Consider the following 18,235-nt stretch of genomic DNA (forward strand, 5'->3'; position numbering starts at 1 on the left):
GCTCCTACCACTAAGCCCGCCCTCCCTGACATCGACCACCTGATCACACCGAGCACATCAAGGAGCCCGACATGAGCATCGAGATCTTCGGCGCCCGCGGTGTAGGCGGCCGCGTCTCGCCAGACCTCCTTGCCCGCCCGGTCCAGCCCGTAGAACGCCTCGGCCTGGTTGTCGGCCACCACGGCACCCTCCGCGGACGCGGCCACGATCACCGGCGGTCGCACGTCCGGTGGGGTGGCCACCGGCTCGGGCCGAGCGGTCGCGGCGGTGCAGCCGGTCAGGAACACCAGCAGCGCGAGCACGGCTCGGGACATCACCGACCCTCTCCCCAGCGAGAGGGTGTGCCGCGCCGCCCGCGGCACACCCGTCACGAAGCGTCAGGCGCCGCTGGTGCGACCGGAGCACTTCGGATCGCCGCCCGAGCGGTCGAAGGTGAACTCGAAGTCGGCGTGCCACTTGACCGAGTAGTTCACCGCGATGCCGACCGACTTGGTGGTCCAGCCCTTCGGGATGTTGTCTTTGGAGATCCAGGTCCACAGCGACCGGTCGGGCGCATTGTTTCGGGCCTCGCGGATCCTTAAGGTGGCGTTGTTCTTGGTCCCGAGCTGGTGATTGCCCTTGGAACCCAGGTAGAACTTGATGGTGGAGATGTGGTCCTTGTTGTCGCGCGGCGTGTAGTAGGCCTCGACGTTCGCGTAGAAGCTCTCGCCGGGCGTCTTGCAGCTGCCATAGAGTGTCCGAGCCGCCGAGGCGGCGCTCGCGGCGGAGTCCCACTCGCCGGCCACCGAAGCCGAAACACCCGCCGTGGGGATGATCGACAACGCCATGCCCATGGTTCCGAGGATCGCCGTCTTCTGCAGGATGCTTGTCACTCGCATAGTGCCCTCTCGTGCCGGGGTGATTCGCTAGCGGACAAGCGCTGACTCTAAGGAGGCGCGGTATATCGGCGGTATGTGCCGCTCTTCTTGCTCGGCGATGATCCGGTAGGTCTCACCCTTATCTTTGGTCTTCGAGCGGTCTGTCGCCGGGATCTCGCTCAGCGGTAGGTGATGGTCAGGCCGCCCTCGTGGAACCATCCGGTCGGGTACGCGCGTGCGGCCTCCACGGCAGTGTTCTCCGCGGCCGCGTAACCACGCCCCATACATAGGACTTCAGACATCCGTGCAGACGACTCCGGAAACCGACAACCCCGTCAGCCGACGGTGAACATGAGAGTGAGCTGGTCTCTCTTCACGCTCTCGGTGCCGCCGCCCTCATTACGGATCTTGACGTTGGTGATCCTCAGTGGGCTCTGCGTGAGGATTGAGAGCTCGCAGCCGCCATCGAAGCCCGTCAGGCCGCACTTCTCCCTGGCGTCGTTGAAGATCACGGACCGTACGCCGGGCTGCGCCTGGAACCAATTGACGGCTGCGGTGACCTGGCCGTCCAGGTCGCATCTGTCGGCTGGGGAGGTGAAGGTCTTCTCGCACAGGACGGACGTCACATTCACTTTGCCGCTCCCCGCGTTGTACATGTCGGTCGACTCGCCCGGGAGCCTCCCCATCCCCGCGATCGTGTTCATGTTCTCCTCATAGCGCGCCCTCTCCTGCATTTCCTCGATCGCGGGCACCGCTACGGTCGCCGTGAGGATGAGTGCCAGGGCGGCGGCCGCCGCGGTGAGAACGAGGCGGACGATTTTCTTGCGTGAGCGGGCCGGGCGCCGGGACGGACCAAGCTGCTGTCCGGGCGGCGCAGGCGGCTGCGCGATGAGGGGTTGTGCCGGTGGCGGCGCGGACGTCAGCAGGAGGGTGCTCGATCCCGCGGGCGTTCGGTCCTGGGCGAGCGGGGCGAGCTGGGCGTGCAGATGCCGGGCCGTCGGGCGTTGCGACGGGTCACGGTGCAACAGCGCCTTGAGCACCGGTTCCAGGGGACCGGCGTGCGCGGACGGAGCGGGGTCCCCGGTGGCGATGGCGACAAAGATCGCCCCGGTGCTCGCACCCTGGAACGGGGGGTGCCCCTCCACCGCGGTGTACAGCGTCGCGCCGAGCGACCACAGGTCGGAGACGGCCGTGACCTTCTGGCCGAGCACCTGCTCGGGCGACATGTAGACGGGAGTGCCGAGGACCGCGCCCGTTGCGGTCAGGGTCACATCGCCCTCGACGGCCGCGATGCCGAAGTCAGTCAGGATGACGCGGTCGCCCTCCAGCAGGATGTTGGCGGGCTTGACATCGCGATGTGTGATGCCCGCCTGATGAGCCGTGCTCAGGGCGTCCAGCACCTGCAGCCCGATCTGCGCGACCTGGCGGGGCGGCAGCGATCCCTCGGCCGTCAGCAGGTCCTGCAGGGAGCGCCCGCGCACCAGTTCCATGATGATCCAGGGGCGTCCGTCATCACCGGTGACGCGGTCGTGCACGGTGACGATGCCTGGGTGCTTGAGCCGGGCAGCGGCGCGCGCCTCGCGATCCAGGCGCGCGATCCAGGCCTGCCGCTGGGCGTCGTCCAACTGCTCGGGCAGATCCAGTTCCTTGGCCGCCACCTCGCGCTTGAGCTGCTCGTCATGCGCGCGCCAGACCGCTCCCATCCCGCCCCGGCCCAGCAGATCGGTCAACCGGTACCGGCCCGCCACCACCCGGCCGTCCGCCATCTGGCGCGAACCCTCCTGCCTCAGCGGTTCCAAGGGCGACACCCCTCACTGGCACGCCCAGGCGGCGGTCGGAGCCCTGCCATGCCCGTCCATGCGGCATGCCCACCGCCCTGTCCGTCTCTGGTGCGATTACTCGTAGCGGGCCGTGCTGTCTCGGACGATCAGCTCCGTGGCCAGTTCCACGCGCTTCGTCTCCGGCGCCTCTCCCCGGCCCATCGCCAGCACCGTACGCGTGGCCAGCGCCGCCATCTCCTGCAGCGGCTGGCGTACCGTCGTCAAGGGCGGCCAGGCCGACTTCGACAGGGGCAGATCGTCGAAGCCCACCACGCTCAAGTCCTCCGGCACGCGGAGCCCCCGCTGGCGGGCGGCCTCGAACACGCCGAACGCCATCAGGTCGCTGCCCGCGAAGATGGCCGTCGGAGGCTCGTCGAGCGAGAGGAGCGCGTGGCCCTCGTCGTGGCCGGAATCCACCAGGAACGTGCCGCGCCGGATCAGCTCGGGCGCGATCGGCACCCCCGCTGTCTCCAGGGCCGCCCGGTATCCGTCCACCCTGGCCTGGCTGCAGAGCATGTCGGTCGGGCCGCTGATCATGCCGATCCGGCGGTGGCCGAGCTCCAGCAGGTGGCGGGTCGCGGACAGGCCGCCGTTCCAGTTGGTGGCCCCGACCGAGACGACGCCGGGGGCGGGCTCGCCCTCCGGGTCCACCACCGCGAACGGCAGCGAGCGCGCGCTGAGCTGGGCCTGGATGCCGGTGGACAGGCGCGAGGCGACGATGACCACGCCGTCGGTTCTGCGGGCGGCCAGGCGTTCGAGCCAGTCGCGGCCCGGGCCCGCATGGGTGTGCAGGACGGAGATGACCACGCTGGCCCCGGCCTCGTGGGCCGCGCCCTCCGCGCCGCGCACGATCTCCATGGCCCAGGGCGACTCGATCTCGGCGAACACCAGGTCGACCAGGCCGGCCGGGGTGTCGTCCTGGCTGATGCGCCGCTGGTAACCGTGCTCCTGCAGGAGTCGTTCGACTCGATGGCGGGTCGCCGGAGCGACCTCTGGACGTCCGTTGATGACCTTGGACACCGTCGGGATGGAGACTCCGGCCTCCTCCGCGATCAGTGCGATCGTCACCCGCCGCTTCGCTGACACGTTCGGGAGTTTAGCCGAAAGTTTCGGTTTGGGATCGCTCCCACTCGAGGTGTTGACGCTTTCCATACCGTCTACCTACGATCCAGAAAGCGAAATTATCGGGGGAGTTACGAAACTTTCTTCCGGTGCGACTCGCAGTGCCCCATGAGTCACATGGAGGAGCGCCGGGCCACTTCTGAGGAAGGGACCCCTGGATGAAACGCAGTCTGGTGTTGATCGCGACCGCAGTGCTCATAGCCGGCTGCGGCGGTGGCGGCGGTGGGGGCAGCAGCACGGCTCCTCAGCAGGGTGGCTCGTCCGCCAAGGTCACGCTCGAATGGTGGCACCTGTCGACCGCCGAGCCGCTCAAGTCGCTCTGGGCGCAGCGAGCCAAGGAGTACATGGCCAAGCACCCCAACGTCACGATCAAGGCCACGGTCCTGGAGAACGACGCGTACAAGGCCAAGCTCACCACGATCACGCAGTCGGGCAAGGCGCCCGACATCTTCGCGACCTGGGGCGGCGGCGTGCTCAGGCAGCAGATCGACGCGGGGCTGGTCAAGGACATCTCCGGCGACGTCGCCGACGTCCTGCCCAACTTCACGCCGGCGGCGCTGAGCGCGTACCAGTTCGACGGCAAGACGTACGGGCTGCCGACCGACATCGGCCTGGTCGGTTTCTGGTACAACAAGAAACTTTTCGCCAAGGCGGGCATCACCCAGCCGCCCGCCACGTGGTCGGCGTTCCTCGAGGACGTCAAGAAGCTCAAGGCGGCGGGCGTCACCCCGATCGCCCTGGCCGGCAAGGAGAAGTGGCCGGGCCACTACTACTGGGCCTACCTCGCCATGCGCATCGCCGGCCTCGACGCGCTCAAGCAGGCGGCCACCGACCACGACTTCACCAAGCCCGACTTCATCGCCGCCGGGCAGCAGGTCAAGGCGCTCGCGGACCTGCAGCCGTTCCAGAAGGGCTTCCTCGGCGCGGCGTACTCCACCCCCGACGGCCAGTCGGCCACGGTCTCGAACGGCAAGGCCGCCATGGAGCTGATGGGCCAGTGGGCGCCCGCCGTGCAGAAGGACTCCGGCAAGGGGCTCGGCGACGACCTGGGCTTCTTCCCCTTCCCCGCGGTCGAGGGCGGCAAGGGCTCGATCGGTGACGCGTTCGGCGGTGGCGGCGGGCTGGCCGTGGGCGCGGACGCCCCGGCGGAGGCCCTGGAGTTCGTCAAGTTCATGACCGAGATGGGCAACCACTCCAAGGCCGTGGAGGCCGGCGGCGTGCTGCCGGTGCTCAAGGGCGAGGAGAGCGCGGTGAAGGACGCCAACCTCAAGCAGGTGGCCACCCTGCTCGCCTCGGCCGGCGGCTACCAGCTCTACCTGGACCAGGCCTACCCGCCCGCCGTCGGCCAGCAGGTCAACGACAGCGTGGCCGAGCTCATCGCCGGTACGAAGACGCCGGAGGAAGTGGGCAAGGACATCACTGAAGTGGCCAAGAGCGAAGGATGACGACTCTCATCAAAGGGCCGGAGGCGGTTCAGCTTCCGGCCCCCGCCCCTGCCGCCAGGCGGCGCGGCCGCTGGGTGACCATCGCCCTGTTCCTGCTGCCCGCCCTGGTCCTCTTCCTGCTGCTCGTCGTCGCGCCGATCCTGGTGGCGTTCTACTCCAGCCTGTTCAGGTGGAACGGGTTCGGCGGCCTGCCGACCAACTTCATCGGGCTGGACAACTTCACCCGGCTCTTCGGCACCGAAATTTTCGGGCAGGACCTGTGGCACCTGCTGGTCCTCGTACTGCTGTCGGTCTGCATCCAGCTGCCGTTCTCGCTGGCCATCGCGATGCTGCTGAACCAGCGCATCCGCGGGCGCACGCTCTACCGGGTGGTGTTCTTCGCGCCGTACGTGCTCTCCGAGGTCATCACCGGCGTGCTGTTCTCGCTGATCCTCTCGCCCGAGTCGGGCATGGCGAACCGGCTCCTGTCGGTGTTCGGGCTCGACTCCGAGTGGCTGGCCGACCCCGACACCGTGATGCCGTCGCTCTTCCTCGTCATGATGTGGAAATATTTCGGCTTCCACATGATGATCTATCTGGCCGGGCGGCAGAACATCCCGAACGAGCTCATCGAGGCCGCCCAGATCGACGGCGCCACGAGCTGGAAGACGTTCCGGCACATCACGCTGCCGCTGCTCGGGCCGACGATCCGGATCAGCGTCTTCCTGTCCGTCATCTACACCATCCAGCTCTTCGACCTGGTCTGGATCCTCACCCAGGGCGGCCCTTCGCACTCCTCCGAGACGATGGCCGTCACCATGATGGACTGGGGTTTCAAGCGCTCCCAGGTCGGCTACGCCAGCGCGATCAGCGTCGTGATGTTCCTGCTCAGCCTGGTCTTCGCCCTCGTCTACCAGCGTTTCGTGATGCGCCGCGACCTGGAGGGCGCGACCACCTCGATGGGAGAGCGCCGATGATCCATCGCAAGAAGCGCACGCCGCGGCGCAACACCCTCCCGCTGCACGCGGTCGCGTGGATCGTCGGCGCGTTCGTCATCGTCCCGGTGATCTACGCGCTGATCGGCGGCTTCAAGTCCACCAGCGAGCTGTCCACCAACCCGTTCGGGCTGCCCGAGACGTGGGTGCCGGCCAACTACACCGACGTGCTCGGCTCGGGCTCGTTCTGGCTGCAGCTGTGGAACAGCACGTTCATCGCGGTCCTGACGACCGTGCTGACCGTCGGGGTGTCGGCGCTGGCGGGGTTCGTCTTCGCCAGGTTCGCCTTCCGCGGCAGGGAGCTGTTCTTCACGTTGTTCACGGCCGGGCTGATGTTCCCGTTCGCGGTGGCCATCCTGCCGATCTTCGTGCTGCTGCGCTCGTTCGGCCTGCTGGGCAACCCGTTCGGGGTGATCCTCACCCAGGCGGCCTTCGGCCTGCCGCTGACGATCATCATCCTGCGCGGCTTCTTCCGCAGCATCCCGGGCGAGGTGGAGGAGGCGGCCATCATCGACGGCTGCAGCCCGTTCGGGTTCTTCTGGCGGATCCTGCTGCCGATGGCCAGGCCCGCCATCGCCACCGTCTCGGTCCTCGCCCTCGTGGGCAGCTGGAACCAGTTCATGCTGCCGCTCGTGGTCTTCAACGAGGAGTCGAGCTGGACGCTCCCGCTGGGCATCCAGCAGTTCCAGGGCCAGTACGCCTCCGACACCGCCCGCATCCTGGCCTACCTCGTCCTGGCCATGCTGCCCGCGCTCGGGTTCTACGCCGTTGCGGAACGTCACCTGGTCGGTGGTCTCACCGCGGGTGCGACGAAGGGATGACCTACATGCTGCAAGTATCCGGAGCCCAGCTCGTCAAGGACGGCGCCACGCCGGTACGGCTACGCGGGGTGGGTCTCGGGGGCTGGATGAACATGGAGAACTTCATCACCGGCTATCCGGCCAACGAGAGCTCCATGCGGTACGCCGTGCGCACCGTGCTGGGCGACGAGCGGGCGGAGTTGTTCTTCGACCGCCTGCTGACCTCGTTCTTCACCGAGGACGACGCGGCGCTGCTGGCCGGGCTGGGCATGAACTGCGTGCGCATCCCGGTCAACTACCGCCACTGGGAGTCCGACGACCGGCCCTTCGAGATCGACCCGCGCGGCTTCCGCCACCTCGACCGGGTGATCGGGCTGCTCGGCGCGCACGGCATCTACAGCGTGATCGACCTGCACGCGCTGCCCGGCTCCCAGAACCAGCACTGGCACTCCGACAACCCCACGCACGTCGCCGCGTTCTGGCAGCACCGGCACTTCCAGGACCGGGTGGTGCACCTGTGGGAGGCCATCGTGGACCACTACCGCGACAACCCCTGGGTGGCGGGCTACAACCCGGTCAACGAGCCCGGCGACCTCACGGGCAAGGTCATCGGCCCGTTCTACGACCGGCTGGTGAAGGTGGTGCGGGCCGCCGACCCGCACCACATCCTGTTCCTGGACGGAAACACGTACGCCACGGATTTCTCGATATTTCGTGAGATGTATGAGAACACGGTCTTCGTCCTCCACGACTACGCACTGGCGGGCTTCGCCCACGGCGGGCCGTACCCCGGTTACACCCGCGGCGAGTGGTGCGACAGGAACGAGCTGGAGCGGACCTTCGCCAGGCGCTCCCGCTTCCAGCGCGAGACGGGCACGCCGCTCTGGGTGGGCGAGTTCGGCCCCGTCTACACCGGGGATCCGGCCGTGGACCAGCAGCGCTACCAGATCCTGCGCGACCAGCTGTCGATCTACGACGCCGAGGGCGCCGGCTGGTCGCTGTGGACGTACAAGGACGTGGGGCTGCAGGGGCTGGTGCACGCCGCGGGGCCGTACCTGCGCAGGTTCGGCGGCTTCATCGCCAAGAAGCAGCGGCTCGGCGCGGACCGCTGGGGCTCCACCATGGAGGAGTCCGCGGACGTGCTCACCCCGCTGCACGCGCTGATCGAGACCGAGGCCCCCGGCTGGGAGCCGTACCCGTGGGGCGCCCGCTACCAGACCGACGACCTGATCAGGCACATCCTCATCGCACAGGCGCTGCTGCCCGAGTACGCCGAGCTGTTCCGCGGGCTCGACGACGACGAGCTGACCGCTCTGGCCGACTCGTTCCTCCTGGAGCAGTGCGTACGCCGCCAGCCCCTGCTCGACCTGCTGGCCGGCAACCTCCAGACGTGATGCCCCGCACACTGTCGCTTGCGGCTCTTGCGCTAGGTATGCTTCGCCTGCCCTAATTTAGGTAAGGCTTTCCTCAGCAAATCTTCAGCAAGCAGGAGTGACGGTGTTCGCCAGTTACCTCATCGGACTGCGCGAAGGTCTCGAGGCGACACTCGTCGTCTCAGTCCTGGTCGCCTTCCTCGTCAAGAGTGACCGCAAGGACAAGCTCCCGCAGGTCTGGACGGGGGTCGGTGCGGCCGTCGCGCTGTCCGTGGGGTTCGGGGCGCTGCTGACGTTCACCGCGGCGCACCTGGGGCACACGGGGCAGGAGCTGTTCGACGCCATCACCTCGCTGCTCGCCGTCGTGTTCGTCACCTGGATGATCTTCTGGATGCGGCGGGCGGCCCGCGCGCTCTCCGGCGAGCTGCGTGGCAAGCTCTCCAACGCGCTGGAGATGGGCTCGTTGGCGGTCGTCGTGATGGCGTTCCTCGCCGTCGCCCGCGAAGGGCTGGAGACGGCGATCCTCTTCTTCGCCTCCGTGCAGGGCGCCGTCACGTCGGCGGAGCCGCTGATCGGCATCAGCCTGGGGCTGCTCACCTCCGTGCTCATCGGCTGGGGCCTCTACCGCAGCGCCGTGAAGATCAACCTCACCAGGTTCTTCACCTGGACGGGGCTGCTGCTGATCCTGGTGGCCGCCGGCATCTTCAAGTACGGCGTGCACGACCTGCAGGAGGCGAACCTCCTGCCCGGCCTGAACTCCTACGCCTTCGACATCAGCTCCGTCATGCCCGCCGATTCCTGGTACGGCACGCTGCTGTCGGGGATGCTGAACATCACGCCGCAGCCGAGCATCGCCGAGGTCATCGCCTGGGCCTGCTACCTCGTTCCCACCCTCTTCTTCTTCCTGCGCGACCCGCGGGTCAAGTCCACGCCGTCACCCGCGTCCTCCGCGGCCTGAACAGGAGCATCATGCGTACCGCCATCCGCCTGTCCTTCGGCGCGCTCGCCCTCACGACGCTGGCCGCCTGCGGCTCGGGCAACGACACCGCCGCCGCCCCCTCCGGATCCGCCGCCCCTGGGAAGGTCACCGTGGCGGCGTCCGACACCGAGTGCAAGGTCGCCGCGGCCGAGGTCGCCGCGGGCACCACGACGTTCTCGATCACGAACGGCGGCAGCAAGGTGACCGAGTTCTACGTGTACGCCCCCGGTGACCGGGTCATGGCCGAGGTCGAGAACATCGTTCCCGGACTGACCAGGGAGCTCATCGCCGAGCTGCCGGCGGGCGCGTACGAGACGGCGTGCAAGCCCGGCATGGTGGGCAAGGGCATCCGCAACGCGCTCAAGGTGACCGGCGAGCACAAGTCGCTCAACGAGGACGCCAAGCTCGCCGAGGCCGTCGCCGGCTACAAGCGGTACATCAAGTCGCAGAGCGACACGCTGCTGGTCAAGACGCAGGAGTTCGTGGACGCGGTCAAGGCGGAGAAGATCGACAAGGCCAAGGAGCTGTACCCGATCTCACGGACGTACTGGGAGCGCATCGAGCCGGTGGCGGAGATCTTCGGCGACCTCGACCCGGCCATCGACGCCCGCGAGGCGGATCTGGCCGACGGCGAGGAGTGGACCGGCTTCCACCGGATCGAGAAGGATCTGTGGATCAAGAAGGACGTCAGCAAGGACGGCCCCATCGCCGACAAGCTGATCGCCGACGTCAAGACGATCGTGGCCAAGGCGAACGCCGCCGAGCTGACCCCCCTGAACCTGGCCAACGGCGCCAAGGAACTGCTCGACGAGGTGGCCACCGGGAAGATCACCGGCGAGGAGGACATCTGGTCGCACACCGACCTGTGGGACTTCGACGCCAACCTCGAGGGCTCCAGGGCGGCCGTGCAGGCGCTCCGGCCGGTGCTGGAGGAGCGGGCTCCCGACCTGGTCAAGACGCTGGACGAGAAGTTCGCCGCGGCCGAGGCGGCGCTCGGCGTGCACCAGAAGGGCGACGGCTGGAAGTTGCACAACGAGCTGTCCAAGGCCGAGCTGAAGACCTTGTCTGATGCGATCAACGCGCTGGCCGAGCCGATCAGCAAGATCGCGCCGGCCATCGCGAAGTAGCGGGAAGGTGACGGCGATGGGCGCTTCGCGCGGCACGCGGATGAGCCGCAGGGGGCTGTTCGGGCTGGGGGCGGCGGGGGCCGCGGTGGTCGGGGCCGGGGTCGTGGCCTCGAACGCGCTGCTCGACGAGGCGCCGGTCGCGCACGCCTCCTCGATCTTCGACCCCTTCCCCTTCTACGGCGAGCACCAGGCGGGCGTCGTCACGCCCGCGCAGGACCGGCTGCACTTCGTGGCGTTCGACGTCACCACGAAGAACCGGGCCGAGCTGGTCGAACTGCTGCAGGAGTGGACGGCCGCGGCGGCGCGGCTGACGCAGGGCAAGGAGGCGGGGTCGTTCGGAGCGGTGGGCGGCGCGCCCGAGGCCGCTCCCGCCGACACGGGCGAGGCGCTCGGACTGCCCGCCTCCGGGCTGACGCTGACGATCGGGTTCGGGGCGTCGTTGTTCGACGACCGGTTCGGGCTGGCGGACAAGCGTCCCGCGGCCCTCGCTGACCTGCCGAAATTCCCCGGAGATCAGCTCATCCCGGAAATTTCCGGCGGGGACATCTGCGTGCAGGCGTGCGCCCACGACCCGCAGGTCGCCGTGCACGCCATCCGCAACCTGGCCAGGATCGGCTTCGGCAAGGTGTCCGTACGCTGGTCGCAGCTCGGCTTCGGCCGTACGTCGTCCACGTCCCGGGCTCAGGCGACCCCGCGCAACCTGATGGGCTTCAAGGACGGCACCAACAACATGAAGCTGGAGGACGCCGACCTGCTCCGCGACCAGCTGTGGGCCTCCGCGCAGGACGGCAGCGCCTGGATGGCGGGCGGCACGTACATGGTGACCAGGAAGATCCGCATGGTGATCGAGACCTGGGACCGCACCTCGCTCACCGAGCAGGAGCAGATCTTCGGCCGGGACAAGGGCGAGGGCGCACCGCTGGGCAAGAAGGCCGAGTTCGACCCGGTGGACTTCGCGGCCAAGGGGCCGGACGGGCAGCCGTACATCAAGGCCGACGCCCACGTGCGGCTGGCGCACCCGAGCTCCAACAACAACGCGCACCTGCTCCGCCGCGGCTACAACTTCGTGGACGGCTCCGACGGGCTCGGCCGCCTGGACGCGGGCCTGTTCTTCATCGCCTACCAACGGGACCCGCGCAAACAGTTCGTCCCTGTCCAGATGAACCTGGCCAAGAACGACGTACTCAACGAGTACATCAAGCACGTCTCCAGCGGCCTGTTCGCCTGCCCACCCGGCGTCCGGGACGCGGGCGACTACTGGGGCCGCACGCTCTTCGAGCAGTAGGTTGCGCAGGCGCACCCGCCCGTTGCCCTGTTCCCGGGTGGGCCTGCTGGACCCCGCCCCGAGCCAAAGGTCTTCCCAGGGGGCGCTTCGCGCTCGGGAGCTCAGGCGCTGCTTCCAGTCGGGCCAGAGCCCCGACCCCTGTAGGACTTCGCTCCGCTCAGACGTTTCATCAGGGCGCGGGCTCCGCCTGCGCTTCCGGTTTGGCCGCTTCAGTGTCACTGGACGGTGCCGGGGCCGACGTGCCATCGTCGAGGACGGAGGTGCCCATGAGATGGCCCCGGTGGCTGCGTCGACGCAGCAGCGAATCGGTGCGGCTCGGCGACTACGGCGACGCCTACGTCTCGGTGACCAAGCGTCCCGGCGACAGTCCGCAAGTCGAGATCGAATTACCGGAGGCGTACGCACGTCTCGTTGAGTTCCAGGTCAAAACGGATGATCTGGGTCCCCTACATGACGAAACCCTGTTGGCGGCGCACCGTTATGCCACGACGATCGGCCGTATCCCGGCAAAGCGGCCGGACGCGATCGCGTTGCTCGAATGGCTGGTAGACATGCAACTCGACCGGCCGCACGTGGTCCGGAAACTCAGACAGCAAATCGCCGACCTTGAGCAGTTGCGCTATCGAGACCTGTTGAACGGCCTGTAGTCCAACGAGCTCTTTCCAACCTGACGGCCCTGGTCACAGTGGGTTGGCACAGAACAGTGGCGGCTGAGAGGAGGCTCCCGATAAGGCAGCAGTCGACCAAGATCCGATGCCGCAACCGGGAGCCTCGTTGCTGTCTTACCCTGCCTCCATTCCGCTGTCCATCCACACCCTGACTCGCCTGGCCTACCTCATCCGCGCCCAACGCGCCGAACGCCGCTCCCGCTGGCGGCGGTTAGCCCCAGCCCGACAAGCGCTGCTGGTCCTGGCCCACCTACGCAATGGCGATGCCTACACGCGTCTGGCCGTGGGGTGCGCCATCGGCACCACCACGGCCTGGCGCTACATCTGCGAAGCCGTGGATCTTCTGGCCGCCCTGGCCGATGACCTGCAAGCCCTGCCCGCGCGGCTGGGCAGACCGATCCTGGCCGCGTGGAACGCCAAGGAAGACCTTCTGGACCTGCTCGCCCTGACCGGCACTCCCCCGACCGAAGCATCATCGCCGACCGGCTGTTTCGCTTTTACGACCGCTGCGCCACCTCCGGCCTGCCCGAACTCGAACGCCTGGCCACCACCATCGAGACCAGGTGACCCGAGATCCTGGCCTTCATCCAGACCGGCATCACCAACGCCGGCTCCGAAGCACCAACCGCGTCATCAAGACCACCGCCCCGCGACGCCTACGGCTTCCGCAACGCCGAAAACCGGCGTCTGCGCACCCGCTGCGCCACCACCCGGCGCGGACGCGGACACCTCAGCCGCGCCTGAATTCGAAGAGCCCGCACAGGCCGACCGTGATTTAGTCTTCCGCTCATGCCGACACGTCTGTCACCCCGCCTTGCTGCGGTCGTGAATGCGCTTCCCCTTCAGCCGCACTCGCGTGTCCTCGAAATCGGGTGCGGGCCCGGGGCCGCCGCACGAGCGGTCGCAGCCCGGCTCACCACCGGCCACATCCTGGCCATCGACAGATCCGCCGCCGCCATCGCCCAGGCAGAAGCCGCCGCGATAGACGAAATCACGTCCGGCCGCATGAGCGTCCGCCAGGTCGCGGGCGAAGACTTCGTCCTGCAGGCTCACGAAGAGCCGTACGACATCGTGTTCGCCGTTCGCGTTGGAGCCCTCGACGGGCGACATCCCGAGGTTGGTCAGCGGATGCTCCAGTGCATCGCCGCGGCGACCACGGCAGAGGCCCGGCTTTTCATCGACGGTGGCGATCCGCTTCGTGAACTGCTCATCCCGCGGACTTGAGCCGATTGGATCGGCTTCATGGGGTTTCGAACCCAGTCGAAGTCGGAAGACCAGTGCGCGGTTGACTCGGAGAAGCCGTGGATGGCTCAGCCCCGACCAACTTCGAAGAGCCCGCATGACTCAGGGCGTATCCGTACAGCCCGCTTTCCCTTTGAGCTACAACTGACGCAGCACCTGCATGGCGTCCTTCTCGATGCGCGAAAGATCGTGGAGGATGACGCCTGCCTGCTCGAGGTATCCCGCGTCGCCGCTCTCCCCAGCCTTCGCGATCAAGGTGGACACGTCCGTCCAAAGGTCGGCGGCCTCGGCGTACAGCCTGTGACCGGCGCGGAGGTTGCCGTCGTCGATCAGCCCAGTGCACTCGTCGAGGAAGTCGCGATAGAGGGCGCGGAACAGGGCACCGCCGGTGCCGCCCTTCTCCATGAGGAGGGCGGCCTGCGGCAGGTCCTGCTGCGGCGCGCCGGCGCGTAGCAGCCATCTGGGCACCTGTTTGCCGGCTTTCTCGATGCCGCGGTGGCCCAGGTTCGCGATGGGAGCGGCGAGGAAGGCGTCGGCGCACGCTTTGATGGCGGGGATGATCTGGTCCTGCCAGGAAAGCGGGTGAGCGGGCAGGGTGATGGTGAAGGATCGGTTCCTGGCGGTCATCGGGCCGCGTTCGGCCCGCGCCGTGGCGAGGCTGGCCCGGCTGGTACGCACCGCTCCGCCCTGCTGGTCGGTGTCCACAAGGTAGACGTCGTGCTCGTCGTAGCCGTACATGGCGACGACATGACCGCCGAAATGCACCTTGGAGCGGAAATAGTCCAGGTGGTAGCAGTCGAGCTGGAGGCCGACCGGCCGACCGGCGTCGATTGGGGCGGCCACGTTCTCCCACGCCTTGCGCGGTGAGGTGGTCTCCTCGGTCGTCAACGTCAGCCCCAGCCGGGCGGCCAGGTTCCTGGTGAGGTCGAAAGGCTTGACGCGGCCTCCGAGGAAGGGGAACGCCATGCCCTTGCTGTCCCAATAGATGAAGGACAGGCCCGAACCCAGGCCGAACAGCATGGGCTCGGACAGATCAAGTCCCTCATGCCGCAACAGCACTCCCAGCGCCGTCGTCTCGCAGTGGTGCATGCCACGGGCCTCGATGTCCTTCACTATGGTCATGCGTCGCTCTCCTCATGCTGACGGGGCGAACGGTCACACCGTTCCCGTCCCTGACACCTTCGTGATCAACCACTGGGGACCGTGGGAGTAGCATGAGGCCTCCCCCAGTGGGAGAGTCCAGCCGCGCGACAGGCTAGCGGCGGCCTCGGGAGTTGCTTGTCGCACCACGCACCCGAGAGACACCGCCCATCGGGAGCCGGAAGTCGTCCAGCTATGATGTCCTTTTGCCGGCCCGTGCTGACGCCCGTCCCGTCGCTAGTCGCGCCATCCCGCTCGGGTGAGGATTTCGCCGATCACTGGTCCCTTTGCCTCGGCGTAGTAGTTGATGTCACGCCACTCCCGTTGTGCCAGTTCGCGCTTGGTGGCCGCGTACAGGTCCCGGTCGCTCTCGCTGGCCCGCAGCCGGGCGCGGAAGGCGAGGTAGCGGCGCACCTCGACGTGATCGGGCGGGTAACAGTGCAGATTCACCGGCTCGCCGGGCTCCCCGGTCCGGAGGCAGCGGTGTCCCGGCTCCCGAACGCGCAGGTCGTAGCCTGCCGCTTCGAGATCGGGCAGGTAGGCAGGCTCGTCGTCCGGATCGTCGATGCCGACGACGATGTCGATGATGGGCTTCGCGGGGAGGCCGGGCACCGAGGTGGAGCCGATGTGTTCGATCAACCTCGCGCGCTCGCCGAGGATCGCCCGCAACTCGGCGGCTCGCCGTTCGTAGCGCGCCGGCCAGGCGGGATCGTAGTCGACGATGGTCACCTTCGTCGGACGCAGACCGTGGACCAGCACTGCGGACAGCTTGGCGTCATCATGCGCATCGGACATTTTCCCGGCCTTCCAGTAGGCAGCGGATCAACGTACCTGAGAGCTCAGATCATGGGCAAACCCCGCCCCGCCTGCCCTCTCCCGTACATCAAGGGTTCATCGCATGGCGGCGGTCAACGGCGCTGGTCGGTCTGCCTAGGATGTCCCGTCCCGGCACGTGTGATCCACAGGGTGCGCTCCTCATCGTCAATCGCATACCACAGCCGACCGCCGGACGTGGCCTCGTACTGCCACTGTTCGAGTGGTGCACCAGCCACTTTCACGATGCCGAGTGCACCCTTGAGCGGGTGCTGGCGGCAGTCCACACGTCGCGGATCGCTGGTGATGGCCACCCATGCCCGATCAAGGTTTTCCGGAGCCTGGGCGAGCAAATGCGTCCACCCCTCGGCGGCGCGGCGGTCGGCGAATCGAACACGCCATGGGTTGGGGCGGGGGACATCGTCTCCCCGGCCTGCCATCAAGAATCGCCTTTCGGACGGGGGACCTCTGACCCGTCGCCGGGGAAGGGCCCCTGCAGCTCGCCGGCAAGGCGCGGATCGCTCCAGATCACCGCAGTGGAGCGCCATGAGGCCAACGACCTCCCGAACGGCAGCAACTCTCCAGTGTCCGCCCCCGCGATCAGGTGGCTGAGCAGCTCACGTACGCACTCCTGACGTTCCGTGTCGGGCAGCCAGGTGAGCCACGGGAGCTCCTCCGCGAGGACTTCCTCGGCAAGGGCGCTGTTGCGGCGAGCCACGATGGCCAGCGCACGAGCGGCGATACGCAAGCTGGCCATCCCCGCCTCGAACCGCTCGGCGCGCATCAAGATGAGGTTCTCGTCATCGCGTCGTTCGAGGATGACATCGGCATTGTCCAGTGTGGGAAGCACCTCTGAAGGGCCCCTGAGAAACGCACTGTAAGGAAAGCTCTTGGTCGTCACCTCAACAGGTTATCTGAAGTAGTTCAGATGTCGAGTCCGTTTGCTGGTCGACGCTTTGTTCGTGTCCCGATCCCGGACGGGCAACCGTACGTCAAGCACGTCTCCAGCGGCCTGTTCGCCTGCCCACCGGCGTTCAAGGACTCCGGAGACTAGTGAGGCCCGATGGCTCGGGTGGCGGAAGTGTCGTCGGGGTCTATGGGCCGCATCCCGACGCCGGGTCCGCGGCTTGGCGGCTCGGCGCTCCCGGCTGAGACGGCAGCCGCATCGCCGAGCGCCTCGACTGGTTCTTCGAGCGCGTCGACACCGCGAAGGTCACGGCCATCGTGATCGGCGCGTGGGAAGACTGCCACTCCGACAGCAGTGCGCCCATCGTCCGAACCTGGCCGCGCTGCTCGATGCCCTCCTACGCTCCGGCTGCGCGTCCGCTTGGCAGACGGAACATGGCCTACGCCGCTACACCTCCGTAACGACGTAGAGCGGTGCGTTCATGCTGGTGCCGCTGACGATGTCGCGCTTGTCGATCAGGCGGCGGATAACGGCGAGCGCTACCCACTCGAGGCGCCCGGCCTCTCGTACTCGGTACGCCCGGCGATGCTTACACGCATGGAGAGCCATCACTGTGGCTGAGTTGCTCGTCGCTGTCGAGATGGCTGATGCGGCCCGACGGCCCAATCGACAGGCCTTCGTGGATGAGGTTCTTGCGTTGATCCCCGTTGAGGAATACACAACGGGCGTCGCCAGGGTCCACGCCCGTCTCATGGCACATGTCCGGCGAGAAGGCAAGTCCCGAGGCGCGCACGAACTGCTGATCCCCGCGACAGCTGCGGCCACCGCGAGGACGGTGATCACGATGGACGCGTCGGCAGCGTTCGACGATCTCCCCGGTGTCCGCGCTCAGGTGGTTCCTCACTGAGTGCCCCGAGCCGAGCACGGCTGGGGCGTTCTTGTTCTGTCATAGACGGAAACGTTGCGACACATGAGTGATGAATGGGCGGCAAGTTCGTCAAGCCATCAGGTGGCCTGCGCGGTGAGGGCGGCGATGGTCCCGTCGATGAGTACCTGAAGGCCATGCTCGAAGGCGTCGTCGCCGGTCGTGGTGCCGCCGTCGCGGATCGCCGCAAGCAGGGGGGCGGAGGTGTCGCCGTCCAGTAGATCGCTCAGCGCTGCAATCGGGTCCGAACGCTGCTCGGCGCGCTTGCGCGGCCGGGACTGTTCTTGCAGGACGAATCCGGTGACGTACTGAGAGAGGGCGGTGATGGTGCGCAGTGCCAGCACGGGGGTGAAGCCGCGGTCCACCATGGCGGTCAGTTCGTCGTTGAACGCTCTGACCGTCGCGGGGCTGAGCCAGGCGGCATCGGCGACGATGCGGGCGCCGTCACGGTGGGCGAGCAGCGACTGCCGGAACGCACGGGCCCGGCGGGCCAGCCAATCCTGCCACACCTCGCCGTGGTGAGGCGGGCCCATCCCCGCAGCCAGGATGATCGCATCCGCCATGCCGTCCAACAGTTCCTGCTTGCTGCGAATGTGCCAGTACAGCGCCGGCGACTGGACGCCGAGCTCGGCGGCGAGTCGGCGCACCGTCAGCCCCTCCAGCCCTACCTCATCCAGAAGCCGCAGCGCCGTCTCAATCAACGTCTGTCTGGTCAGGCCAGGGCGGGCGTTCGCGCACATCGGTTGACACCTTAGCAG

Annotated in this window: 19 protein-coding genes and 1 pseudogene; 12 read left to right on the forward strand and 8 right to left on the reverse strand. The window is 67.6% G+C overall.

Annotated features, from left to right (window positions below; translation table 11 throughout):
• The 4 genes from ACIBVN_RS31740 to ACIBVN_RS31755 form a co-directional block, all read right to left on the reverse strand.
• On the reverse strand, positions 1 to 317 hold a 317-nt coding region (locus ACIBVN_RS31740; protein WP_397142639.1), incomplete at its 3' end, for a hypothetical protein.
• A 60-nt stretch (positions 318 to 377) separates the two neighbouring features.
• The gene (locus tag ACIBVN_RS31745; RefSeq protein ID WP_397142641.1) at positions 378 to 833 is read right to left on the reverse strand and encodes a hypothetical protein; all 456 of its coding nucleotides are present in this window, start codon (positions 831 to 833) and stop codon (positions 378 to 380) included.
• A gap of 359 nt (positions 834 to 1,192) precedes the next feature.
• Positions 1,193 to 2,656 (reverse strand): serine/threonine-protein kinase, encoded by a 1,464-nt coding sequence (locus ACIBVN_RS31750; protein ID WP_397142643.1) that lies wholly within the window; start codon positions 2,654 to 2,656, stop codon positions 1,193 to 1,195.
• A gap of 96 nt (positions 2,657 to 2,752) precedes the next feature.
• Positions 2,753 to 3,763: a LacI family DNA-binding transcriptional regulator gene (locus ACIBVN_RS31755; RefSeq protein WP_397142645.1), complete on the reverse strand. Its 1,011-nt coding sequence runs from the start codon at positions 3,761 to 3,763 to the stop codon at positions 2,753 to 2,755.
• Positions 3,764 to 3,957: 194 nt separating this feature from the next.
• Here ACIBVN_RS31755 and ACIBVN_RS31760 point away from each other — a divergent pair, with 194 nt between their 5' ends.
• The 11 genes and pseudogenes from ACIBVN_RS31760 to ACIBVN_RS31810 all read left to right on the forward strand — a co-directional run bounded on the left by ACIBVN_RS31760 (position 3,958) and on the right by ACIBVN_RS31810 (position 13,674).
• Complete coding sequence (locus ACIBVN_RS31760; protein ID WP_397142647.1) at positions 3,958 to 5,244, forward strand: extracellular solute-binding protein; 1,287 nt, start codon at positions 3,958 to 3,960, stop codon at positions 5,242 to 5,244.
• Positions 5,241 to 6,200, forward strand: a complete 960-nt coding sequence (locus tag ACIBVN_RS31765) for a carbohydrate ABC transporter permease (protein ID WP_397142649.1) — start codon at positions 5,241 to 5,243, stop codon at positions 6,198 to 6,200. Before ACIBVN_RS31760 ends, ACIBVN_RS31765 begins: the two co-directional genes overlap by 4 nt.
• Complete coding sequence (locus ACIBVN_RS31770; protein ID WP_397142651.1) at positions 6,197 to 7,039, forward strand: carbohydrate ABC transporter permease; 843 nt, start codon at positions 6,197 to 6,199, stop codon at positions 7,037 to 7,039. Before ACIBVN_RS31765 ends, ACIBVN_RS31770 begins: the two co-directional genes overlap by 4 nt.
• 5 nt (positions 7,040 to 7,044) lie before the next feature.
• Positions 7,045 to 8,412 carry a glycoside hydrolase family 5 protein gene (locus tag ACIBVN_RS31775; protein ID WP_397142653.1) on the forward strand — a complete coding sequence of 456 codons (1,368 nt, stop codon included), beginning with the start codon at positions 7,045 to 7,047 and terminating at the stop codon, positions 8,410 to 8,412.
• 103 nt (positions 8,413 to 8,515) lie between these two features.
• Positions 8,516 to 9,349, forward strand: a complete 834-nt coding sequence (efeU, locus tag ACIBVN_RS31780) for an iron uptake transporter permease EfeU (protein ID WP_397142655.1) — start codon at positions 8,516 to 8,518, stop codon at positions 9,347 to 9,349.
• A gap of 11 nt (positions 9,350 to 9,360) precedes the next feature.
• The gene (efeO, locus tag ACIBVN_RS31785; RefSeq protein ID WP_397142657.1) at positions 9,361 to 10,497 is read left to right on the forward strand and encodes an iron uptake system protein EfeO; all 1,137 of its coding nucleotides are present in this window, start codon (positions 9,361 to 9,363) and stop codon (positions 10,495 to 10,497) included.
• Positions 10,498 to 10,513: 16 nt separating this feature from the next.
• Entirely contained in the window at positions 10,514 to 11,782 is a 1,269-nt protein-coding gene (gene efeB, locus ACIBVN_RS31790; protein WP_397142659.1) for an iron uptake transporter deferrochelatase/peroxidase subunit, read from the forward strand.
• Positions 11,783 to 12,048: 266 nt separating this feature from the next.
• Positions 12,049 to 12,429 (forward strand): hypothetical protein, encoded by a 381-nt coding sequence (locus ACIBVN_RS31795; RefSeq protein WP_397142661.1) that lies wholly within the window; start codon positions 12,049 to 12,051, stop codon positions 12,427 to 12,429.
• Between the two features lie 127 nt (positions 12,430 to 12,556).
• Positions 12,557 to 12,844 (forward strand): annotated as a pseudogene (locus tag ACIBVN_RS31800) (transposase family protein); the annotation flags it as partial.
• A gap of 14 nt (positions 12,845 to 12,858) precedes the next feature.
• Positions 12,859 to 13,017, forward strand: a complete 159-nt coding sequence (locus ACIBVN_RS31805; protein WP_397142950.1) for a hypothetical protein — start codon at positions 12,859 to 12,861, stop codon at positions 13,015 to 13,017.
• Between the two features lie 222 nt (positions 13,018 to 13,239).
• On the forward strand, positions 13,240 to 13,674 hold the full coding sequence (locus tag ACIBVN_RS31810; RefSeq protein WP_397142663.1) for a methyltransferase domain-containing protein: 435 nt from the start codon (positions 13,240 to 13,242) through the stop codon (positions 13,672 to 13,674).
• Between the two features lie 156 nt (positions 13,675 to 13,830).
• On the opposite strand, the gene ACIBVN_RS31815 is transcribed toward ACIBVN_RS31810, so the two are convergent.
• The 3 genes from ACIBVN_RS31815 to ACIBVN_RS31825 form a co-directional block, all read right to left on the reverse strand.
• Positions 13,831 to 14,814, reverse strand: a complete 984-nt coding sequence (locus tag ACIBVN_RS31815) for a BtrH N-terminal domain-containing protein (protein WP_397142665.1) — start codon at positions 14,812 to 14,814, stop codon at positions 13,831 to 13,833.
• A 255-nt stretch (positions 14,815 to 15,069) separates the two neighbouring features.
• The gene (locus ACIBVN_RS31820) at positions 15,070 to 15,627 is read right to left on the reverse strand and encodes a GrpB family protein (RefSeq protein ID WP_397142667.1); all 558 of its coding nucleotides are present in this window, start codon (positions 15,625 to 15,627) and stop codon (positions 15,070 to 15,072) included.
• Between the two features lie 457 nt (positions 15,628 to 16,084).
• Complete coding sequence (locus ACIBVN_RS31825) at positions 16,085 to 16,546, reverse strand: hypothetical protein (RefSeq protein ID WP_397142669.1); 462 nt, start codon at positions 16,544 to 16,546, stop codon at positions 16,085 to 16,087.
• Between the two features lie 619 nt (positions 16,547 to 17,165).
• On the opposite strand from ACIBVN_RS31825, the gene ACIBVN_RS31830 reads away from it, so the two are divergent.
• Positions 17,166 to 17,459: a VapC toxin family PIN domain ribonuclease gene (locus ACIBVN_RS31830; protein ID WP_397142671.1), complete on the forward strand. Its 294-nt coding sequence runs from the start codon at positions 17,166 to 17,168 to the stop codon at positions 17,457 to 17,459.
• Positions 17,460 to 17,557: 98 nt separating this feature from the next.
• Here the strand turns inward: ACIBVN_RS31830 and ACIBVN_RS31835 are convergent, their stop codons facing one another.
• A complete protein-coding gene (locus tag ACIBVN_RS31835; protein ID WP_397142673.1) occupies positions 17,558 to 18,217 on the reverse strand; it encodes a TetR/AcrR family transcriptional regulator C-terminal domain-containing protein in 660 nt (219 codons plus the stop codon).
• Positions 18,218 to 18,235 lie beyond the last annotated feature (18 nt).

The organism is Nonomuraea sp. NPDC049400 (assembly GCF_044466425.1).
GTDB lineage: Bacteria > Actinomycetota > Actinomycetes > Streptosporangiales > Streptosporangiaceae > Nonomuraea.

What these genes read in the sequence shown, in the direction of transcription:
- ACIBVN_RS31820 (WP_397142667.1), bottom strand. Translation starts at nt 15,627, where the DNA reads ATGTCCGATGCGCATGATGACGCCAAGCTGTCCGCAGTGCTGGTCCAC.
- ACIBVN_RS31745 (WP_397142641.1), bottom strand. Translation starts at nt 833, where the DNA reads ATGGGCATGGCGTTGTCGATCATCCCCACGGCGGGTGTTTCGGCTTCG.
- ACIBVN_RS31835 (WP_397142673.1), bottom strand. Translation starts at nt 18,217, where the DNA reads ATGTGCGCGAACGCCCGCCCTGGCCTGACCAGACAGACGTTGATTGAG.
- ACIBVN_RS31765 (WP_397142649.1), top strand. Translation starts at nt 5,241, where the DNA reads ATGACGACTCTCATCAAAGGGCCGGAGGCGGTTCAGCTTCCGGCCCCC.
- ACIBVN_RS31760 (WP_397142647.1), top strand. Translation starts at nt 3,958, where the DNA reads ATGAAACGCAGTCTGGTGTTGATCGCGACCGCAGTGCTCATAGCCGGC.
- ACIBVN_RS31775 (WP_397142653.1), top strand. Translation starts at nt 7,045, where the DNA reads ATGCTGCAAGTATCCGGAGCCCAGCTCGTCAAGGACGGCGCCACGCCG.
- ACIBVN_RS31810 (WP_397142663.1), top strand. Translation starts at nt 13,240, where the DNA reads ATGCCGACACGTCTGTCACCCCGCCTTGCTGCGGTCGTGAATGCGCTT.
- ACIBVN_RS31770 (WP_397142651.1), top strand. Translation starts at nt 6,197, where the DNA reads ATGATCCATCGCAAGAAGCGCACGCCGCGGCGCAACACCCTCCCGCTG.
- efeB (WP_397142659.1), top strand. Translation starts at nt 10,514, where the DNA reads ATGGGCGCTTCGCGCGGCACGCGGATGAGCCGCAGGGGGCTGTTCGGG.
- efeO (WP_397142657.1), top strand. Translation starts at nt 9,361, where the DNA reads ATGCGTACCGCCATCCGCCTGTCCTTCGGCGCGCTCGCCCTCACGACG.
- ACIBVN_RS31795 (WP_397142661.1), top strand. Translation starts at nt 12,049, where the DNA reads ATGAGATGGCCCCGGTGGCTGCGTCGACGCAGCAGCGAATCGGTGCGG.
- ACIBVN_RS31815 (WP_397142665.1), bottom strand. Translation starts at nt 14,814, where the DNA reads ATGACCATAGTGAAGGACATCGAGGCCCGTGGCATGCACCACTGCGAG.